Here is an 18,513-nt window from a genome sequence, read left to right as displayed (position 1 = left end):
AAACCGAATCCGGAACCGGGGAAGGGGGCCACCCCTCCCGCAGGTGACCGGAACGATGTATAAGGCGGTGGATGCGCGTGCGTGAGTACAGCAAGGTCGAACCGAATCCGTTCAGATTACTGACGAGGAGTCCGGCTCCCGGCTCCTCCACCTGATGCAGGCGGCCATGCTGAAACCCGTGTCGTTTTCCTCGGCGTACGCATCGGTGGACGAGTATCGGCTCCTGATGTCGACCATCAGGTCGAGAGCGGCAGATGCTCACGGTATGTTCAGCATGGCCGGCCCGGGGGGTCGGGATGAATCCCATCTCCCGCTCCGTATTCAACTCAGTGGTTTGTTCATCGAGCTCTACGTCGAGCTCCGCCTGCACGGCGCAGGCCCTCGGATCATCGGTTTCCGCAACACCTTCGAGAACGGACAGGCCCCGCCGGAGGCGTACGTCCGCCACGTGCGGGACTCGCCCGCGCCGCCCGGCATCAGCCGTACGCAGGCACTGCCGTTCGGCGGCCGCCGCAGGGACCTGGAGGTGGCCGCGGGCGTGCGGCTCCCGGGGCTCCTCCTGGGGCGCCGCCCCCTGGGCGACGCGATCATGCGGCTGCACCGCAACCGCGATCCGAAATCCACCGCGCACGGAATGCTCGTGCTCTCGGTGATGCTCTGCGACGCAGCCCGATTCCCCGCCCTGGCCGATGCGATGTCACGCATCTGGATGACCGGGGGAAGGCTGCCGGACGCAGTGGGCGCCGAAAAATCTTCAAAGAGGAACCCATCCACAGGCGTTGGGGCGCCGAAGTAGGAAAGAGACCCTTTCCGGGGCTCGTTTCCAACCCAGCACGATCTGCGATTCCCGTCCAGGGGATCCACGGAACAGGAGCGAATGTGATAGTCAAGCGCGCCGGTCGCCACGTGGTTCTCGCCGCCGTACCCGCCGCCGTGTTCCTGACCCTCGGTCTTTCCGGGCCAGCACTCGCGGAGGGCGGAAAGGCGTACCAGATCGACCTGGCGCAGCTGAACGATTCGGGCTCCCGCGGCACGGTCCTGCTCAGTCTCAAGGGAAATCAGCTGACCGTGCAGATCGAGTCCGAGGGCATGGTGCCCGGTTCGCCGTCGGCCCAGCACCTCCACGGCTCGACGAAGGGGCACGACTTCAAGTGCCCGGACGCGACCGACGACACCGACGGCGACGGAGTCCTCAGCAACACCGAGGCCACGCACGACTACGGCGACATCAACATCTCGCTCACCACGACAGGCGACACCAGGCCCGCCAGCGGCCTGGCAGTGGACCGCATGCCCGTCGCCGACAAGAAGGGCAAGGTCTCCTACAAGCGGACCATCACCGTCGGCCAGGACGTCGTCGACCACATCAAGGACCTGCACGTCGTGCAGCACGGCATCGACCGCAACAACAACGGCAAGTACGACTTCGAGGGAGCCGGCAAGAGCGAGCTCGACCCGAAGCTGCCCCAGGAGGCCACGGCCCCGACCAACTGCGGCGAGGTCAAGGGCGCGGCCGTCGGATCCCTCCCCGTCGGAGCCATCGAGACCGGCGGAGGCACCGCGGAGAGCGCCTCCGTGCCGGTGACGGTCCGCGACGGCGTGGCGATCACCGTGCTCGCCGCGGCGGCCGGCGCGGTGGCCCTCTCGCGCAAGCGGGCCTCCGCGGTCCCCGTCCCGGTCCGCCGGGAGAACACCGGGGGCGGCGCGTGAAGCCGACCGCCGAACCCCGCACGTCTCCTGTGCCCGGCACGACCGCCACGGCCACCGGGTGGAGCCGCCACCGCACCGTACGCCCCCTGGCCGCCGCCGCACTCGCCGCGCTGCTCCTCGCGGGCTGCGCGGGACAGAACGCGGCCGAGCCCGCGACCCCGGACGGGCAGGCCGCGCAGGGCGCGGCACCCGATGCCCCGGGCGGCGCCCCCGGCGGGAAGCCCGCCGACGCCCCGAAGAACGGTACGGGCGCAGGCTCGGCCACGGGCGGCGGCACGGGTGCCGGCGGGGCCCGGCCCGCCCTCGCCCGCTCGGAGCCGCAGAAGATCACGATCCCGTCGCTGGGCGTGACCAGCAGCCTGGAAACGCTGAAGCAGAACGGCGACGGCACCATGCAGACCCCGAAGGACCCCGCGCTCGCGGGCTGGTACGAGCCGGGACCGACGCCCGGATCCGAGGGACCGGCCGTGATCGCAGGGCACGTCACGTGGAACGGAGCGGCAGCAGTGTTCGAGAAGCTGAAGACGATGAAGGGCGGTGACACCATCAAGGTGACGCGCAAGGACGGCAAGACGGTCACGTTCACGGTGGACAAGGTCAGCGAGTACCCGAAGGCGGAGTTCCCCACGCTGGAGGTGTACAAGAACCTCGACCACGCGGGCCTCCGCCTGGTCACCTGCGGCGGAGACTTCGATCCCAAGAAGCACTACTACGACAGCAACGTGGTCGTGTTCGCCCGTATGACGGGCGCCGCGTAGCGACACGGCAGGGTCGAGAGACGTCCGCCGGCCGCAGCCCCCACCGCGGCCGGCGGGCCCGCGCCGACGACCGCGTCGCCACGGACGTTTCATCCGGCGGATCGTGAGCAGGCGAGCCATCGTCATCACCATCCCACGGAAGGAGCCGGCAATGTCCGACGCGTCGCGACTCCCGGGCCCGGCCGAGCACCACTGGGCGTGGCAGGCGGAAGCGGCCTGCCGGGGCCTGGGATCGCGCCGGTTCTTCCACCCGGCGGGAGAGCGCGGTGAGGACCGCGCGGCCCGCGATCAGGCGGCCAAGGAGATATGCGGCCGGTGCCCGGTGCGGGAGGCGTGCCTGCGGCACGCGCTGCGCACCGGCGAGGCGTACGGCGTGTGGGGCGGGCTCACCGAGGAGGAACGCCGGAAGTACGCCGCCCGCCGGAGCGTGGGAGCGGCCGCCTGACGGTCGCCACCCCATCAGGGGAGACCGGTGTTCAGGGGAAGGGTCGCTCCGGCACGTACGGCATTGATGACCGCGTCGTGCAGGGCGCGGCTCGCCTCCTCACTGGGGCACGGGACGGGGCTTCCCGCAAGGGGAAGCCAGTCGGAGGCCCCGCTGTACTGCACCGTGACGTGCGCCAGACCTTCGACCTCGGTCCACGTGGTGTGGATGTCGAGCTCACCGGTGAGGACGGGTCCCGCTTCGCCGGTCATGACACCGTCCCGGCCGGCGAAGATCCCGCGAGTGGTCCAAGATGCCCAGCTCATCCGGCCTCCTTGCCGCACTGCACTAGCACTGCCCTGCACTGCACTCGTCGTCCTGCCAGTGTGAACGCCTCGGCCCTTCCGCGCCCTGTGGACGCGACGGCGTCCCGTCACGACACCGGATCGGGCGCGGCACACCGGCGGTGCACCCGCCCGGCCGGGCCGCCGCCCGTTCGGCGGACCTGCGGGGCGGCGCGGGGTCGTCGCGGCCCCGACGGGATACGAATGTCGTCACCGACACGACGACCGGGCCCGCCGCCTCCAGGGAGACCTCCGTGAGCTGCATCAACCGACGCGACCTCGCCCTGCTGGCGCTGCGGGCCGGGACCGGAGCGGTCCTCATGGCCCACGGTACGCAGAAGCTCTTCGGATGGTTCGGCGGCGCCGGCCTCGACAGGACGGCCGCCGCGATGGAGCACATGGGCTACGCCCCCGGCCGGCAGAGCGCCCTCGCCGCAGGCCTGGGGGAGACCGGTGGCGGGGCACTCCTCGTGCTGGGCCTCGCCACGCCGGCGGCCGGCGCCGCGGCCGCGGGAGCCATGGCCGGGGCCGTGGCGGTCCACGCCCCCGCCGACTTCTTCGCCCAGGGCGGCGGTTTCGAGTACCCGGCCTTCCTCGGCTTCACCGCCGCCACCATCGGCCTCGCCGGGGCGGGCCGCTACTCCCTCGACCACGCCACCGGTCACACCTTCGACCAGCGGTGGATGCTCGCCCTGGCCTTCGCCACGAGTGCCCTCGCGGCGGCAGCCGTGGTGACGAAGCGCGCACGCAACCAGCCGGAGGGCGACGCCGAGGAGGAATGAGGAGGAATGAGGAGGAATGAGGAGGAATGAGGAGGGCGCCCCGGCAGGAGCAGGAGCAGGAGCAGGAGCAGGGCAGAGGATTGAGGATGACTGCCATGCCGTTCGTCGATCTCACGGAGCAGACCCGGATCCTGTCACGGCTCGTGACGGAGGTGCCGGACACCAGGCTGGCCGGCCCCACGCCGTGCCCCGAGTACACGGTGGCCGGCCTGGTGAGCCACCTCATGGGCCTTGCCGTCGCGTTCCGTGATGCCGCCCGCAAGGACCTGGGCCCGACGACCGACACGGCACCGGACCGGGCCGGCGCTTCCCTGCCCGAGGCCTGGCGCGAGGAACTGCCCCGGGTCCTCGGCGAGCTGGCCGGGGCCTGGCAGGACCCGGAGGCCTGGACCGGCATGACCCGGGCGGGCGGCGTGGACCTCCCCGGCCAGGTCGCGGGTGTGGTGGCCGTGGACGAGCTGGTGATCCACGGCTGGGATCTGGCCCGGGCCACGGGTCAGGCGTACGTGCCGGACCGGGCCGCGCTGCGTGCCTCGCACGCCTTCCTCCTCGCAGCCGCACAGGAGGGGGACCGGGGCGCGGGCATCTTCGGCCCGGTGGTACCCGTCCCGGACGACGCCCCGCTGCTGGACCGGGCGGTGGGGCTGTCGGGACGGGACCCGGGCTGGGCACCTCCGACGGCGCCATGAGGTGCCCCGCAGGTCTTAGGCGGTGGTGGTGAGGGTGGCGAGTGCGGCTTGGTAGTGGGTGGGGGCGGGGAGGTCGGTGAGGTGGTAGCCGGGGACGGTGGGTGGGTGGGGGTGGGTGCCGACGTAGGGGTGGGTGAGGCCGTTGGCGAGTCCGGTGCCGGTGGCTTTGAGGCAGGCTTCTTTGCGGGCCCAGCAGCGGGCGAGTGCGGTGGGTTGTCCGGTGGTGGGGAGGTTGGTGAGTTCGTGGGTTTCGGTGGGGTGGAGGGTGTGGAGGACGTCGGTGACGGTCTCGGGGGTGGGGTGTTGCTCGATGTCGACGCCGACGGGGGTGGTGGCGAGGGCGATGTAGGCGTGGTCGCCGCTGTGGGAGAGGGAGAAGTGGAGGGGGTTTCCCGGGATGTTGGGGCGGCCGTGGGGGGCTCCGCAGCAGGGGCAGTTCTCGCGGGTGAGGCGGATGGCGTGGGGTGGTTGGTTGAGGTAGGTGCCGAGGAGGCTGCGCAGGGCGAGGTGGGATGTGGTGTAGCGGTGTCGGTGGCCGGGGTGCTGGAAGCGGTCGGCGCGGGTGCGTTCTTCGGCGTCGAGGATGTGGTGGGCGTCGGTGACGGTGTGGCCGCCGATGGTGGTGAGGGTGGTGTCGAGGGCCCAGACGACGGGTGTGGTGGGGGTGGGTGCGGGTCCGGGGACGGGTGGGTTGGGGCCGAGTTGGTGGAGGTTCTCGATCACGTGTTTGAGGGTAGTCGAGACGGGTGGAGCGTCCGTTCGACCGGGACCCACAGCTGGAAGTCGGTTGCCGAGCCGACGTCCACCGGCCGTGTCCGCAGGAGCTCCGGCCCCGGCCGGCTCGTGTACGGGTTGGAGGGGAACCACAAGGTGAACACGTCACGCCAGAGTTCCTGAACGGCACCCGGAAAGGGACCGTGATGGTCGAAGACCGCCCAGGTCCCGGCGGGGACGTCGAGGACGTCAAGGTCGCCGGACGCGCCGGACGCGCCGGACGCGCCGGACGCGCCGGACGCGCCGGACGCGCCGGATGCGCCGGGGTCGCCGGGTGCGTCGGGGGCCGCTTCGGCAGGGGTCGCGACACCGACCCAGTAGTCCGCGCGGGCGCCCTCCTCCCGACTGCCGGTCAGATACACGAACGCCGAGAGGATCCCCTCCGGTTCCCGCACACCGCGGAGTTCCTTCATCCGTGTGATCGTCCGCGCGTCCAGACTCGCCACATGTGCCGTCGCGGCCGCGTTCACCCCGTCGTGCACGAGAGGGACCGTGGCCCTCCGGCCGATGACCTGGAACGGTTCCTTCTCCACGATCCGGTAGCGCATGCTCGTACTGCCCTCGACGACGACACGGAAGGACATCCGCGGCTGCGCCGTGAGGACCGCTCCCGTACGCCGGGCCTCGCCCGGTCCGATGCCGTGCACCGACCGGAACGCCCGGGCGAACGCCTCGCCCGAGCCGTACCCGTAGCGCACCGCGATGTCGAGCAGCGTCAGCTCCCCGGCGAGCACTTCGGCCCCGGCGAGCGTCATGCGCCGCCGCCGTACGTAGGTGGGCAGGGGCATTCCGGCCAGGGCGGAGAACAGCCGCCGGAAGTGGTACTCCGGCACTGCGGCGATCCGGGCCACCTCGGCCATGTCGAGGTCCTGGGCGAGGCGGTCCTCCAAGTGGTCCAGCGCCTGATTCAGCCGCTCCAGCACGCGCCTGCGTCCTTCCCTCGTGTGCTCACCTCTTCACCGCGGGAACGCCCCCTGCCATCCCGTCGCGGGGCCGCGCCTCCTCGAAGGGTAGGGGCGACCTGATCGTGCCCGCCCGACAAAGCCGGTGCGGGAAGTGTCGGGCGGGCCGCGGCAGGGCCGCCTGAGCCTTGTGCCCATGAACGACACGAACATCGAGGGACGGTACGAGCCGCGGTTCGCCGCGGTCCGTGAGGTACTGGCGGGTCTGCTCGGCAGGGGCGACGTGGGTGCCTCGGTTGCCGTCTTTCTCGACGGAGAGCCGGTGGTCGACATCTGGGGCGGCTACGCGGACGGGGAGCGCCGCACCGCATGGGAGCGCGACACCCTCACCTGCGTGAACTCGACGAGCAAGAACATGACCGCCCTGTGCGCGTTGATCCTGGCCGACCGGGGCGAGCTGGACCTGTCCGCGCCGGTCGCCGCCTACTGGCCCGAATTCGCGGCCGCGGGCAAGGAGAACATGCTGGTACGGCATGTGCTGTCGCACACCGCGGGACTCCCGGACCTGGCGGGGCCGACGGCGGTGGAGGAGCTCTACGACTGGGACGGCGTGACCTCGGGACTGGCCGCGCAGACGACCGAGTGGGAACCGGGAACGGCCGCCGGATATCACGCGCTCACCTTCGGGTTCGTGGTGGGTGAGATCGTCCGCCGCGTCACCGGCCGCAGCCTCGGTGAGTTCTTCGCCGACGAGGTCGCCGGGCCGTTGGGCGCGGACTTCCACTTCGGGCTCGGCGCCGAGCACGACCGACGTGTCGCACCGCTCGTCCCGCCGCCGACGCTGACCGACGCGTACACCGCCAGGGCGCCGCTCGGGCCGGACGGCGTACGCCGGGAGCACCGCGGTGCCGCGATCCGGGTGCGGGACGTCAACTCCGAGGCCTGGCGCCGTGCACAGATCCCGGCGGTGAACGGTTTCGGCAACGCCCGGTCCGTGGCCCTCGTCCAGTCCGTACTGGCCAACCGCGGATCGGCCGGAGGCGTGCGGCTGCTGTCCGCCCGGGGCTGTGAGCCCGCGTGGGATGAGGTGTTCCACGGCGACGACCGCGTCCTGCGGACGCCGGTGTCCTGGACCACGGGCTTCGGCAGGTTCGGCACCGCCTTCGGATGGGGCGGATGGGGCGGCTCACTGGTCGCGAGCAACCCCGGCTCACGCATGACGGTGGCCTACGTCATGAACCAGATGCTCGACCGGGACACGCAGGAGGACAACCGAGGCCTGGAGATCATCATGGCTGCCTACAGCGGACTGCGGTGACGCGTGGCAGCCGGACCGCCGCTCACGTCCGGGCCGGCCGACGCCGGGGTGGGCGCCTCCGGGCAGACCGGGAACGGTCGCGGCGTACAGGGAGGTCCGGGCGCCGTCCGGCGTGGGGCGGAAGGCGTAGCGCAGGAGCAGCCGCATCAGGGCTCCGTAGGCGCGGCCGCGGGCGCTGTCTGCTCCGCCGGTGAGTACGTTGGAGCGGTGAGTCAGGGGCCGACGGCCATGCTGCGCAGCCCGAGCCCGGCGGCGTCGGCCCTGCGCTGCAGTTCCGTGGCGGAGCAGAGGTCGGCCGCTTGGCCGGGATGCCGGTGAACAGGGGCTGGGGGCGGTCGGGGTGCGTGTGCGGTGGAGGGAGTGGTGTGGGTAACGTCGGGCCATGGGTTTCGGTGGTGTGAGTGACGGTCAGCGGCGGGGGCACGTACTGCTGTTGGCGGGGGACGCAGCGGTGCGCCGTGGCGGCGTGCTGGTGGATCCCGGTGTGAACGTGGCCGCCTTGTCGATGGTGGCGGCGGACGCGCTGCTGGGGTGCGCAGTGCCGGCCGACATGGTGTGTCTGGAGGGACCACGCGATCCGAACACGGTGCTGGCACGGTTGCGCGTGGCGGCGGGGGCGGAGGGTCCGCTGTTCGTCTACGTGTCGGGGAGGTTGACGGCAGATCGCCGTGGCCGTGGCCGTGGCCGTGGCCCTGGCCGCGGGCTGTGCGTCGCTTTGGCGGGGACGGCGGCGGCCAGTGTGCGGTACACGTCGTTGCCGTGGGAGTGGCTGCTGGGGGAACTGCGTTCACGTACGGCGGGCGAGACCACGGTGGTGGTCGACCTGGTGGCGGACAAGGCCGCATGGCCGCTGGTGGGGGAGACCGGGACGCTGCCGGGGCTGGCCGGGCTCGCGGGGGTGGAGGCGTACGGGGTGGTGTGCGGGCCGGGTGCCCCGGCGGCGGGCGGCGGGGCCAGTGGGTACACGCGGCAGTGGATCGATCAGCTGCGGCGCGCTCCGGTACGGCCGTCGAACGTGGAACTGCACGTTCTGGCGGCGGGGTCGGCCGGGCTGGCACCGGGCACGCTGGTGGTCCCGTCCGCGCAGGAGTTGGAGACGCGCTGGGTACCTGCTCCCGCTCCGGAGCCCGTGGCTTCGGCCGGGACCGCGCAGGTCGTCGAAGCCGGGTCCGGTCCTGGACGTGGCCACGCCTCGGAAGCCGCGGCCGGATCGGTGACGGCGGTGGCGACGGAGGATCCGCGGGCACGGTTGCATGCGCTGGCGATGGGCGGCCGCCATGGTGAGGCGGACGCGCTGGCCAGGGCGTGGGAACGGTGGGTGGTGGAACGGTCGGGGCAGGGCTCGGCAGAAGCGGTGCAGTGCGGGGAGATCCGGGCGGATCTGGCGCGGATGGCGGGTGATTTCGCCTCGGCGACCCGATTGTGGACGGGTGCGGGGCGGGCGCGGCTGGCGTTGCAGGGCGCTGATGCGGCCGAGGTCCAGGACGCGGCGGCGGGAGCCGTGTATTGCTGGACACAACTGAAGGACCGGACTGGGGCGTTGGAGCTGGGACCCGCGCTGGTGGGCCTGTTGCGCGCCCTGCCGTTGCCGGATCCGGGCCTTCTGCGCCTGGCCGAGCGCCGACTCGAGACGCTGGGGACCCCCGACGGCTCTCCGGATGGTTCCCGCGTCGTGCGGTCCTGACCTTCTGCCGGGGGGGCAATCCTGGTCATGGTTTCGGCGTACGGCCTTCGGCGGGGTGGTGGGTGGGTGTGGATACTGCTGGGCATGAGGTCTTCGCCTGTTGCCCGGATCCACTTGATGATCACCTTCGTGCTGGTGATGTGCGGAGTGGCGGGTGGGGCCTGCGTCGGCTTGTTGCTGGGTGGACGGGTGACGGGGGTGCTGGCCGCGACGGCGGCAGGGCTGGGTGCGGGGATCGGATCGTTCCTGTCGCGCAGACATGTGGCCCATTTCCTCCGGCCTGACCCCGCCCCCGCCCCAGCGGTTGCTCCCGCTCCCGTCCCTGCTCCCGCGCCTGCTCCCGCCTCCGTCGCGGGCGTGAGCACCGGCGCGGGCGCCACGGCCATGGGCGGGTATGCCGAGGGGATCGCGGATGCGGTGCTGGTGAGCGTCGCGGTGTACCAGGCGGCGGTTTTCCCGGTCACGGCTTTCGGCGTCAGCGAGGAGGAGCGCGTCGCGCGGCGGGGCGTCGCATACCGTGTCTGTGCGCATGAGGGTCTGCCGCAGGCGGTGCGGGTGTCGGCGGCTGCGGCGTTGGAGGCGGTTGATCAGGGCGTGGATGCCGAGCGGGCGCATGCTGCGGTGAGAGCGTTGTTGCTGGCCGTCTATGACGAGCGCGCCGCCCGCTGACCCTGCGCGTGCGCGGGAGGCTGGGGCCGGGGCTGGATCGGTTGGGGTCGGGGTGGGGTGGGCTTGATGGAATCTTTTACGGTCGGGTGACCCGTCGGAGGTCGGTGGCTACCGGTTGCTGGCCCGCTTGGGCGCGGGCGGGATGGGCGAGGTCTTCCTGGCCCGGACGGCTTCGGGGCGGCCTCTCGCGCTGAAGACCGTGCACCGTGATCTGAGCGCGGATGCGGGTTTCGCCGAGCGTTTCGACCGGGAGATCCGTACGAGTGACCGGGTGCGGGGCGCCTGGATGGTCTCGGTGGTCGATTTCAGCCCGCCGGGGGCCGTGACGCAGTGGCTGGCGACGGAGTACGTGGCGGCGCCGTCGCTGGCGGACTGGGTCCATCGGCACGGGCCGTTGCCCCCGCCCGCCCTGTTGTGTCTGGCCCGGGAGCTGACGGCTGCGCTGGTCACGGTGCAGGCGGGCGGAGGTGCAGGCGGGCGGAGTCGTTCATCGCGACATCAAGCCGGCGAATGTCCTCTTGGGCCGCGAGCGTCCCTTCCTCATCGACTTCGGCATTGCCCGCGTGGTGTGCGATCCCCGCTACACGCAGACCGGCGCGGTCATCGGGACCCCTGGCTACCTCGCTCCGGAGCAGGCCACCGGTGCTGTCGCCGCGGCTCCGGCGGATGTGTTCTCCCTCGCTGCGGTACTGGTTCATGCGGCGACGGGGCACGGCCCGTTTCTGGCGGCGGGTGAGGAGCTGACGCTGCAGGCTCTCCTCTACCTGATCGTTCACGACGAACCCCGTCTGGACGCTGTACCGGGGGAGCTGGCCGGATCCGCCAGGACTCCGCCGTTTTCGCGGCGGTGACCAGTCACCCCACTGATCGTTCGGCGACGTTCGAGTGCCCCCGGGGCAATCTCTACGTCCTCACGATGACGCGGCCCGACCAGGTCACGCTGGAGTCGGAGGAAGCCCGGTCGGCAGGCGCCCCCGAGAATCTCACCCGACGCGGCTGACCGACCGACGCCGACAGACCAGGCGGCCGGGGGACGGTGGTGCCAGGCTGGGAGGAGGCCCATCTGCACACCGGCACAGCGCGGCATGCGGAGGAGCGCCATGTCCTACACCGTGAACGACGCTGCGGCCCCCGTCCGGCTGCGTACGGCCCTGGGAGCGGCCGCCGCCGTGGCAGCCCTGCTGGCTGCTGCCGCACCGGCCGCCGGAACCGAATCCGGTGCCGTTGCGGCGCCCGTGCCTGCGTGCGGCAGCGGTCAGCTCGCGGCGGACGGCGCCGAACGTCTCGGGGCGAACGCGGTGCGGATCACCGTCGTCAACGAGGGTTCCGCGCCCTGCGTCCTGCGGGGCCACCCTGCCGTCGCCCTCGCCGGCCAGGGCTCACCCGGCAACGCCAAGTCCCTCACGGTCGTCCGTCTGGGCCCGGCGCGTCCGGTGGAGCTGCCCCCGGGAGGTGCGGCCCAGACCCGTATTTCCTTCACGCCGGTACTGGGCGAGGCCGACGGCTACTGCGCCTCGGGTGCCGAGCCCTTCGCCGCGCCCTCGATGGTTCTGGGCGTCGCGGGCGCCCGTCTCCAGCTCGCACCGGATGACGGCGGGAACTTCGCCCTGTGCGGCACCGTGGTCCGCGCCACCGCCTTCCGCCCCGCCTCCTGACCCTGGGGGCCCGTGGCCTGCCGGTGCGCGCTCAGCGCGGGTTCCAGTGGGCGCGGGTGGCGCCGAAGTGGGTCTCGTGTGCCCATACGTGGTTGCAGGTGGGGCACTGCAGGTGGAGGAGGCTGCCGGTGTTGGCGAGAAGGTAGCGCCAGTGAGTGGGGCAGGTCCGTTGCTGCGTGCATGGCTCGCAGTGACGGCTGTCGCGGCAGTGGGGACAGGGCGTCCAGGCGCGGCGTCCCGGGTCGGCCTGCGGGTCAAGGGGCAGCACGGCGCTCTCCGCGGGCGGGAAGTATGCCGGCTGCCACGAGGGTGTCGTGGATCTCTTGCTGTTCGGGGTCGAGTCCGGAGTACAGCAGGTCGTGGGCGGCTTCTTCACCGAGGAGGACCTCGACCGGGTTCCAGTCGGGCCCGAGGGCTTCCATCATGTGGGCACGCCGGAGTGTCTCGTGGGGAGTGAGGTCGAGCGCGAAGTCGACCAGTGCGGACGCGGCAGGTTCGTGGGGGGCCATGTCCTCGAAGTTAGGTAGCCCTTCCTTGGCCGGTCAAGGGAGGGTGGCCGGAGTCACAGCCACTCCATCGGCGCCCCGTTCCCCGTCCCGTGCACGGCCGCGCTCCCCGCCCGCCCTGCGCGCCCGGCTCGAACGGGAACCTGACCGCATCCTCGCCAACGGCAGGCGGACCCCGGCGAAGGAGCCGGTCACGTGAGCCGAAGGCGGCAGCCGACCGGGCGTCCGGGGGAGCCGGTGAGCGGACGTGACCGTCGTCCGGGCAGGGTCCCGGAAGCTCTTCGGACGCCCTCGGTCGACTGCCGGTGGCGGAACCCAGGATCAGGCCAGGAGCACCGCGTTGAGTCCCTATCTGCTGGACGCCGAGCGCACCCGGGGGTGGGTGGGTCGGGGGCAAAGGGTCCCTTCGAACCGGCCGAGGAAGAGGCGTGGTCCGGGACCCAGCTGGCCGCGGGCGTCCCCGCTGTCTCCGAGGCGCTGGAGGCGGTGGTGAACGGAGGGCCGTTCACCACCCGAGGTGTGGCGAGTGGTCGGCCGAGGACTGCGAGCGGGCGCTGGCGCAGTTCGAGGAGGGTGAATACCTCGGGCTCGCCGCCCGGGCTTGCCCCGCCATGGACCGGGAGGTGGCCGAGGCGGTCGCCCACAGGTGATCGGCTGGCTGCGCCGGGTGCCGCGCGGTCCGGGTACGGGATCATCGGGTTCCGCTCTTGAGACGTGCCATGCCGTCGTCGTCCCCGTCGGCGGGTCGGCGGTCGGCGGTCGGCGGGGCCCGGAAGCCGGGGAGGATGTGTCCGCGCATGCTGGTGATCAGGTTGGTGACGGTGTCCCTGCGGAACTCGTGCTGTTCTTGTGGGGTGCGGTGGACGGCCGCCAGGTCAGGATCGCTCCTTCTGTGTGTGGGTGCGGCGACCGCGTGTTCTTCGTGTTGGTCGGTGTGTCCAGCGCGGAACGGGAGGGCTCCGAGTGCGGTAGTCGCGCGTTCATCGGGGGCAGCGAGGAGTACTGGAACGAGGGGTCCTGGGAGGGCGCTGAGCCCGGTGCGGCCGGCTGCCCCTGCGGGAGTGAGGAGTTCGAGGCCGCGGTCGCGGTCGCGTTCTCTCTCGGCGACGGCGGAGCGGTCCGCTGGGTCACCGTTGGCCTGGGTTGCGTGAAGGATGGGTTCTGCGGGGTCTATGCCGGCTGGAAGATCGACTACGGTCCAACGGATCGCCTCCTGACCATGGTTCAGATCCTTGCTCCCTCTCAGGAGGACTGGTCGCCGAGGATCGGCGACCAGGAACTACGGGTCGCGGTGGCGGTCCGGTCGCGACACGCTCCTTCGGGCCTGTGACGGGCTTGCGGTGCCGCGTCATCCCGATGTCCGGGTTCAGAAGGTCGATGGCCGACGACCGGCGGAGTGCCCTGGCGCTGTCGGCTCGGAGTCGGCGGTCCTGCTCCTGCCCGAGGTTGCCTGCAAGACCCGGTGAGCTATTGCGAGGCGTCAGAGGGCGTGCGGTGAAGAACGTGTTCGTCGAGGACGATGGTGTTGCTGCTTCGGACGGCGCCGTGGAGGTCCGAGAGGTTGCCGTCGAGGTGGATGCTCTTCCCCTCCGTGCGGTACGTTCCCGTGTTCACGCCGATCTTGAACGCGGGGCAGTCGTCCAGGTTGCAGATCACGTCATTGATCTGCTCGAAACGTCCGTCCGCGGTGAAGGTCAGCTTCTGGACGTAGAAGGTGATTCCCGGGCGGTTCCTGTCGACGGACTCGGTCCACTGCCCCGTCAGCCGAACCGGGTGTGCGGCCGGGGTGTCTGCCCCCGGTACGTGGGCCACAGCAGAGCCACTGGTCGCCGTCATGCCGGCCAGCAGCAGCAGTGCGGTGCCCAACGCCGACTGGATCGTCGTCTTCATCTGCGTGCTCATTCCTTGTTCGTCAGTCCGGGGTGCGGTTCGTAGAGGATGCAGTAGGGGCGGCTTTGCGTGACTGGGGGGCAACACCGTCGCTTCGGCATATGCCGCTGGACAGCCTCCGTGGTGAGTGCTGTAGGCGTTGGCGAGCCCGACCGTATCTGTGCACATGCCGCCCCCGTCGCACCTGGCAAGGGCCGCGTCTCGTTTCGACTGCTCCGCGGAGGCGGTGAACGTTCCACGTCAACCGCGGGTGGCTGAGGGTCCGGGCCCTCTCTGTCTTCCGGTCTTGGGCGTGCTGGCGGATGCGGATTGGCCGAGGGGTACCAGGTGGGCCCGGCCCGCCCCGCCCCGGCCCGCCCCGCCCTGCCCTGCCCCGGGCCTGGCCGGGCCTGGCTGGTCGGTTTGTGGGGTGGGTTGGGTGGTTGTGCGGGTGTGTGTCATGTGTTGTGTGCTCGCCGCCCCCGGCCCTGCGGTCGGTGTTTTTCGTTCGGGAGTTGGTGTCATGTCAGGAGACGAGCGGCCCCCGGTGGGGGAAAGCCCTGACCGGACGGGGTGGGACGGTGCGGTGACAGCGTTGCCATCTCGTTAAGGATTCACTTCTTGACGGCAGCGGTACGGGCACGTTGACTGCCTGGACCTTGGCCGTACGGACACGGCCTTGTCAGGGAGGCTCACCTCGTGAACGCGTACCTGGGGCGTGCCCCCATAGCTCTGGCCGTCGTGGTGCTCGCTGCCGCGCTCACCGCCTGCGGAACCACCGAAGAAGGCGGCAGCGGTGGGAGTGACGCGGTCAGGATCGGCCTGCTGCTCCCCGAGAACGAGACCGCGCGTTATGAGAAGTTCGACAGGCCGTTGATGGAGAAGAAGGTCTCCCTGCTGACCCTGGGCAGGGGCAAGGTCCTCTACGCCAACGCGGCCGGGGACGCGGCCCGGCAGAACACCCAGGCCGAAGCGATGATCAAGGACAAGGTGGACGTCCTGGTCATCGATGCGGTGGACTCCAGGGCCATCGCGGGTGCGGTGACGAAGGCGAAGGAGGCTGGCATAGCGGTGGTTGCCTACGACCGTCTGGCCGAGGGTCCGGTCGATGCGTATACCTCCTTCGACAACGAGGACATCGGCCGCGTCCAGGGCAGGGCGATGCTGGAGGCCCTGGGTGACAGGGCCAGGGCCGGGAAGATCGTGATGATGAACGGTGCGGTCACTGATCCCAATGCGGCCAGTTTCAAGGCCGGTGCCCGTTCTGTGCTCGATGGCAGGGTCAGTGTCGGCAAGGAGTACGACACCGTGGAGTGGAAGCCGGAGAACGCCGGCGCCAACATGACGGCCGCGCTCTCCGCACTCGGCAGGGACAAGATCGTCGGTGTCTACTCCGCCAACGACGGCATGGCCGGCGGCATCATCTCCGCCCTCAAGGCTGCTGGTGTCTCCCCGCTGCCGCCGGTCACCGGCCAGGACGCCGAGCTCGCCGGTGTCCGCCGTATCGTGGCCGGCGATCAGCATATGACCGTGTACAAGCCTTATGCCCGCGAGGCGGAGGCCGCGGCCGAACTCGCCGTGCTCCTCGCCAAGGGCGAGAGGATCGACGGCATCATCAACCAGTTCGTCTCCAGCCCGACCAGCAAGCGCGTACCGGCCGTTCTGATCCCCGGCACGGCGGTGAACCGGAACAACATCGCCACCACCCTTGTCCTCGACGGCGTCTACACCATCGAGGAGATCTGCACCGAGAACCTCAAGGCCACGTGCGAAGAGATCGGCCTGAAGTAGCACCACCACCCCCACCCCACCTGCGCGGGCCCCGCAGATCCGTCCGCACAGATCTGTGCGGGCCCACGCGGCCCACAGGCCCGTGCAAGGCCCGTGCAGGCCCGTGCAAGGCCCGTGCAGGCCTGCGCAGACCTGTGCGGGCCCCCACCCGCACACGGGTGGAACTGCCGGTGACGGAACCCGACATGAACGAGTACGCCGCCGGACCCGCCCCCCTCGCACACCCGGCGCCCCCTCGCCGCCCCGCCCCTCGCGCCGCCCGTGGCAGCCCGTACCGCCCATGCCGCTCGCGCAGCCGTGCCGCCCCGCTGTTCGCCCGAGGAGCCCGTGCCGCCTCGCGCAGCCCGTGCCGGCCCTCGCCGCTTTCGTGTCCGCGCCCGTGCAGGCCCGTTCCGCCGAGCAGCCCGTACCGCCTCGCACCGCTCGCGCCGTCCCCGTGCTGCCCGCCCCGCCCGGTGTCCGCCCGACCCGCCTCGCCCCGCCCGGTGTCCGCCCGTGCCGCCGAGGCGCTGCCGCCGCCCCGGCCGCCCGCCCCGCCCGTGCAGGCCCGCCACGGCTCGCCCCGCCCGCTGTCCTCCCGTACCGGGCCCGCCCTGCCCGTAACTCCCGTGCGGTGGTGCGGGGTCGGGTGGAAGGGTGAACTCATGGGACTGTCAGTGCCGTTCGGGGACGCGCTGCGCGCGGAGCTCGGCGCGCCCGGGCGCGCCCGACGGCTGGCCAGCAGTCCCCGCTCGCGGGTGTGGCGCGTCGACCTCGCGCAGGGCCCCGCAGTGGTCAAGCAGATCGTCGCCGGTCCCGGCGCCGACGACGCCTACGCCCGCGAGACGGCCTCGCTGCGGCTCGCCGCCCGGGCCCGGCCCCCGGTGGCGCCCGCACTCCTGGCCGCCGAGCCCGGGCAGCGGGTCCTGGTGATGCAGCATCTGGAGCACCGCGGCCCGGCCCCCGACTGGATTGTCGGCTACGCGGCCGCGCTGGCGTGCCTGCACGCCACCGCCGGCCCCGGGGACGCCGGTGCGCTGCCCCGCCGGCAGGGCCCGGCGCGGGCCGACGCCGCCGCCTTTCTCCGGCTGGCCCGGACGCTGGGCGTCCCCGCCCCCGTCACCGCCGGCGCGGCCGGTGAACTCGAGGACCTGCTGGACCGGCTCGGCCGCGCGCCGGGACACGCCCTGCTCCACGGCGACCCCTGCCCCGGCAACGATCTCCACACCACCGCAGGGATCAGGTTCGTCGACTTCGAGCAGGCCTGCCTGGGCAGCGGCCTGACGGAGCTGGCCTGCCTGCGCATCGGCTTCCCCACCGGCTGGTGCGTCACCTCGCCGCCCGAGCCGTTGCTGCGGCGGGCCGAGGACGCCTACCGCACCCAGTGGCGTGTCGCGACCGGCACCGACGTGGCCGGCCTCGCCGACGGCGGCCTCACCGACGCGTGCGCCGGCTGGCTGCTGCGCGGCGACGCACTGGTCCAGCGGGCCCGCCGCGACGGCACCGACCACCTGGCCCGCGCCGCGCGCCGGGACTGGACGTGGGGCACCGCGACCGCCCGCCAGCGACTGCTCCACCGCCTGCGGACCGTCGCCGCGATGGCCGCCGGCCATCCCGCCCTGGCCGGTGTGAGCGACCTCACCACCGCCATGCACGACCGCATGCTCACCCGCCGGCCCGCACTCCGCCCGGTGCCCGCCGAACGCCCCCCTGTCACCCCCTGAACCACCCCTGAACCACCCTGGACCACCCCTGGGCGCCGCGCCTCTGCCCCACATCCCGGGCCGCCCCTCCCGGGCCGCCTCCCCGAGCGTCCTCCGAGCAGCCCCCGAGCCCCGCACCCCCCGAACGACTCCCCCCGTGAACCTTCCGCGGCAGCTTCCGGGGGACCCGTGAGGAGCAGGCCGGCAGCGCGCTCCCTGCACGCAACCCCGCATAAGGGACCGCACAGGCCTGTAAACCCACGTGGAAGCACCTGCAAGTCCCGCGGAGGGCCTCGCAGGGAGCCCCCGGGAGAGCCGCTCGGAGAGCCCCGCGAAGAGCAGGGCGGGAGCCCGGCAAGGGACCCGCGGCAGCCCGGCATGGGACTCGTGGGAGCCCGGCATGGGACCCGCGGCAGCCCGGCATGGGACTCGCGGGAGCCCGGCATGGGACTCGCGGGAGCCCGGCAAGGGACCCGCGGGAGACCTGCGCCCGGCCGGCGGGAGCCCTGCCGGGGAACGGCCCGCCTGCACCCGTCCGCCACGGCCCGTCCGCCGTGCCCGCCCGCCCCCGCGGCCCGCCGCGACCGGCCGCGGCCCGTCCCGCCGCCCGCCACGGCCCCGCGCCCCGTACCGGCCGCCGCCGGACCGCCGTACACCCCCCCGCACGCCCGCACCCCTGAACCCCGCGCCCCGTCCCGCCGCCGGACCGCCGTACACCCCCGCCCCCCGCACTTCTGCACCCCGCCCGCGCTGTCAGTGCCGCCCGTGCCGGCCCGTACCAGGCCCTGCTGCCTGTGCCGCCCGCACTGCCCGCTCCCGCACCCCGTGCTCCCGCGTCCGGCCTGCCCGTGCCTCGTGCTCCCGTGCCTCGTGCTCCCGTGCCTCGTGCTCCCGTGCCTCGTGCTCCCGTGCCTCGTGCTCCCGTGCCTCGTGCTCCCGTGCCTCGTGCTCCCGTG

Annotated in this window: 20 protein-coding genes; 14 read left to right on the top strand and 6 right to left on the bottom strand. The window is 72.2% G+C overall.

All coding sequences use genetic code 11. The features are described 5' to 3' along the window. The first annotated feature begins 154 nt into the window (after positions 1 to 154). From ACIPXC_RS19685 to ACIPXC_RS19670, 4 genes are all read left to right on the top strand, one after another. On the top strand, positions 155 to 796 hold the full coding sequence (locus ACIPXC_RS19685; protein WP_401619601.1) for a ribosome-inactivating family protein: 642 nt from the start codon (positions 155 to 157) through the stop codon (positions 794 to 796). A gap of 83 nt (positions 797 to 879) precedes the next feature. Then, on the top strand, positions 880 to 1,710 hold the full coding sequence (locus ACIPXC_RS19680; protein ID WP_401619598.1) for a hypothetical protein: 831 nt from the start codon (positions 880 to 882) through the stop codon (positions 1,708 to 1,710). Then, a complete protein-coding gene (locus ACIPXC_RS19675) occupies positions 1,707 to 2,468 on the top strand; it encodes a class F sortase (RefSeq protein WP_401619596.1) in 762 nt (253 codons plus the stop codon). Before ACIPXC_RS19680 ends, ACIPXC_RS19675 begins: the two co-directional genes overlap by 4 nt. Positions 2,469 to 2,619: 151 nt before the next feature. Continuing rightward, a complete protein-coding gene (locus ACIPXC_RS19670) occupies positions 2,620 to 2,913 on the top strand; it encodes a WhiB family transcriptional regulator (RefSeq protein WP_401619593.1) in 294 nt (97 codons plus the stop codon). Positions 2,914 to 2,927: 14 nt separating this feature from the next. Here ACIPXC_RS19670 and ACIPXC_RS19665 read toward each other — a convergent pair whose 3' ends face one another. Next, complete coding sequence (locus tag ACIPXC_RS19665) at positions 2,928 to 3,218, bottom strand: hypothetical protein (RefSeq protein ID WP_401619590.1); 291 nt, start codon at positions 3,216 to 3,218, stop codon at positions 2,928 to 2,930. A gap of 272 nt (positions 3,219 to 3,490) precedes the next feature. On the opposite strand from ACIPXC_RS19665, the gene ACIPXC_RS19660 reads away from it, so the two are divergent. Together ACIPXC_RS19660 and ACIPXC_RS19655 are read left to right on the top strand one after the other, a co-directional pair. Further along, positions 3,491 to 4,018 carry a DoxX family protein gene (locus ACIPXC_RS19660; protein ID WP_401619587.1) on the top strand — a complete coding sequence of 176 codons (528 nt, stop codon included), beginning with the start codon at positions 3,491 to 3,493 and terminating at the stop codon, positions 4,016 to 4,018. 86 nt (positions 4,019 to 4,104) lie between these two features. Further along, positions 4,105 to 4,707 carry a TIGR03086 family metal-binding protein gene (locus ACIPXC_RS19655; RefSeq protein ID WP_401619584.1) on the top strand — a complete coding sequence of 201 codons (603 nt, stop codon included), beginning with the start codon at positions 4,105 to 4,107 and terminating at the stop codon, positions 4,705 to 4,707. A 15-nt stretch (positions 4,708 to 4,722) separates the two neighbouring features. Here ACIPXC_RS19655 and ACIPXC_RS19650 read toward each other — a convergent pair whose 3' ends face one another. After that, positions 4,723 to 5,430, bottom strand: coding sequence for a 4'-phosphopantetheinyl transferase family protein (locus ACIPXC_RS19650; protein ID WP_401619581.1), 708 nt, complete (start codon positions 5,428 to 5,430; stop codon positions 4,723 to 4,725). Next, a complete protein-coding gene (locus ACIPXC_RS19645; RefSeq protein WP_401619578.1) occupies positions 5,427 to 6,404 on the bottom strand; it encodes a helix-turn-helix domain-containing protein in 978 nt (325 codons plus the stop codon). Before ACIPXC_RS19645 ends, ACIPXC_RS19650 begins: the two co-directional genes overlap by 4 nt. 175 nt (positions 6,405 to 6,579) lie before the next feature. Between ACIPXC_RS19645 and ACIPXC_RS19640 the strand changes: the two genes are divergently transcribed. The 5 genes from ACIPXC_RS19640 to ACIPXC_RS19620 all read left to right on the top strand — a co-directional run bounded on the left by ACIPXC_RS19640 (position 6,580) and on the right by ACIPXC_RS19620 (position 11,709). After that, positions 6,580 to 7,701 carry a serine hydrolase domain-containing protein gene (locus ACIPXC_RS19640; RefSeq protein ID WP_401619575.1) on the top strand — a complete coding sequence of 374 codons (1,122 nt, stop codon included), beginning with the start codon at positions 6,580 to 6,582 and terminating at the stop codon, positions 7,699 to 7,701. Between the two features lie 484 nt (positions 7,702 to 8,185). After that, entirely contained in the window at positions 8,186 to 9,385 is a 1,200-nt protein-coding gene (locus tag ACIPXC_RS19635; RefSeq protein WP_401619572.1) for a hypothetical protein, read from the top strand. A gap of 117 nt (positions 9,386 to 9,502) precedes the next feature. Further along, a complete protein-coding gene (locus ACIPXC_RS19630) occupies positions 9,503 to 10,054 on the top strand; it encodes a hypothetical protein (protein ID WP_401619569.1) in 552 nt (183 codons plus the stop codon). A gap of 467 nt (positions 10,055 to 10,521) precedes the next feature. After that, complete coding sequence (locus ACIPXC_RS19625; RefSeq protein WP_401619566.1) at positions 10,522 to 10,905, top strand: protein kinase; 384 nt, start codon at positions 10,522 to 10,524, stop codon at positions 10,903 to 10,905. A 249-nt stretch (positions 10,906 to 11,154) separates the two neighbouring features. Beyond that, the gene (locus tag ACIPXC_RS19620) at positions 11,155 to 11,709 is read left to right on the top strand and encodes a DUF4232 domain-containing protein (protein ID WP_401619563.1); all 555 of its coding nucleotides are present in this window, start codon (positions 11,155 to 11,157) and stop codon (positions 11,707 to 11,709) included. Positions 11,710 to 11,963: 254 nt separating this feature from the next. Here ACIPXC_RS19620 and ACIPXC_RS19615 read toward each other — a convergent pair whose 3' ends face one another. Continuing rightward, positions 11,964 to 12,218, bottom strand: a complete 255-nt coding sequence (locus tag ACIPXC_RS19615; RefSeq protein WP_401619560.1) for a DUF6400 family protein — start codon at positions 12,216 to 12,218, stop codon at positions 11,964 to 11,966. An 856-nt stretch (positions 12,219 to 13,074) separates the two neighbouring features. Between ACIPXC_RS19615 and ACIPXC_RS19610 the strand changes: the two genes are divergently transcribed. Further along, entirely contained in the window at positions 13,075 to 13,545 is a 471-nt protein-coding gene (locus ACIPXC_RS19610) for a hypothetical protein (RefSeq protein ID WP_401619557.1), read from the top strand. A 137-nt stretch (positions 13,546 to 13,682) separates the two neighbouring features. Here the strand turns inward: ACIPXC_RS19610 and ACIPXC_RS19605 are convergent, their stop codons facing one another. After that, complete coding sequence (locus ACIPXC_RS19605; RefSeq protein ID WP_401619554.1) at positions 13,683 to 14,105, bottom strand: hypothetical protein; 423 nt, start codon at positions 14,103 to 14,105, stop codon at positions 13,683 to 13,685. Between the two features lie 678 nt (positions 14,106 to 14,783). Here ACIPXC_RS19605 and ACIPXC_RS19600 point away from each other — a divergent pair. Next, positions 14,784 to 15,875: a sugar ABC transporter substrate-binding protein gene (locus ACIPXC_RS19600; RefSeq protein WP_401619551.1), complete on the top strand. Its 1,092-nt coding sequence runs from the start codon at positions 14,784 to 14,786 to the stop codon at positions 15,873 to 15,875. A gap of 644 nt (positions 15,876 to 16,519) precedes the next feature. After that, entirely contained in the window at positions 16,520 to 17,578 is a 1,059-nt protein-coding gene (locus tag ACIPXC_RS19595) for an aminoglycoside phosphotransferase family protein (protein ID WP_401619548.1), read from the top strand. A gap of 732 nt (positions 17,579 to 18,310) precedes the next feature. On the opposite strand, the gene ACIPXC_RS19590 is transcribed toward ACIPXC_RS19595, so the two are convergent. Next, positions 18,311 to 18,513 (bottom strand): hypothetical protein (locus ACIPXC_RS19590; RefSeq protein ID WP_401619545.1); only part of this gene is annotated, 203 nt, incomplete at its 5' end.

Origin of the sequence: Streptomyces sp. NPDC090021, from assembly GCF_044748225.1 — a bacterium.
Classification (GTDB): Bacteria; Actinomycetota; Actinomycetes; order Streptomycetales; family Streptomycetaceae; genus Streptomyces.
Note: the sequence above shows the minus strand (reverse complement) of the source record. Positions and strands in the feature narration are given on the sequence as shown.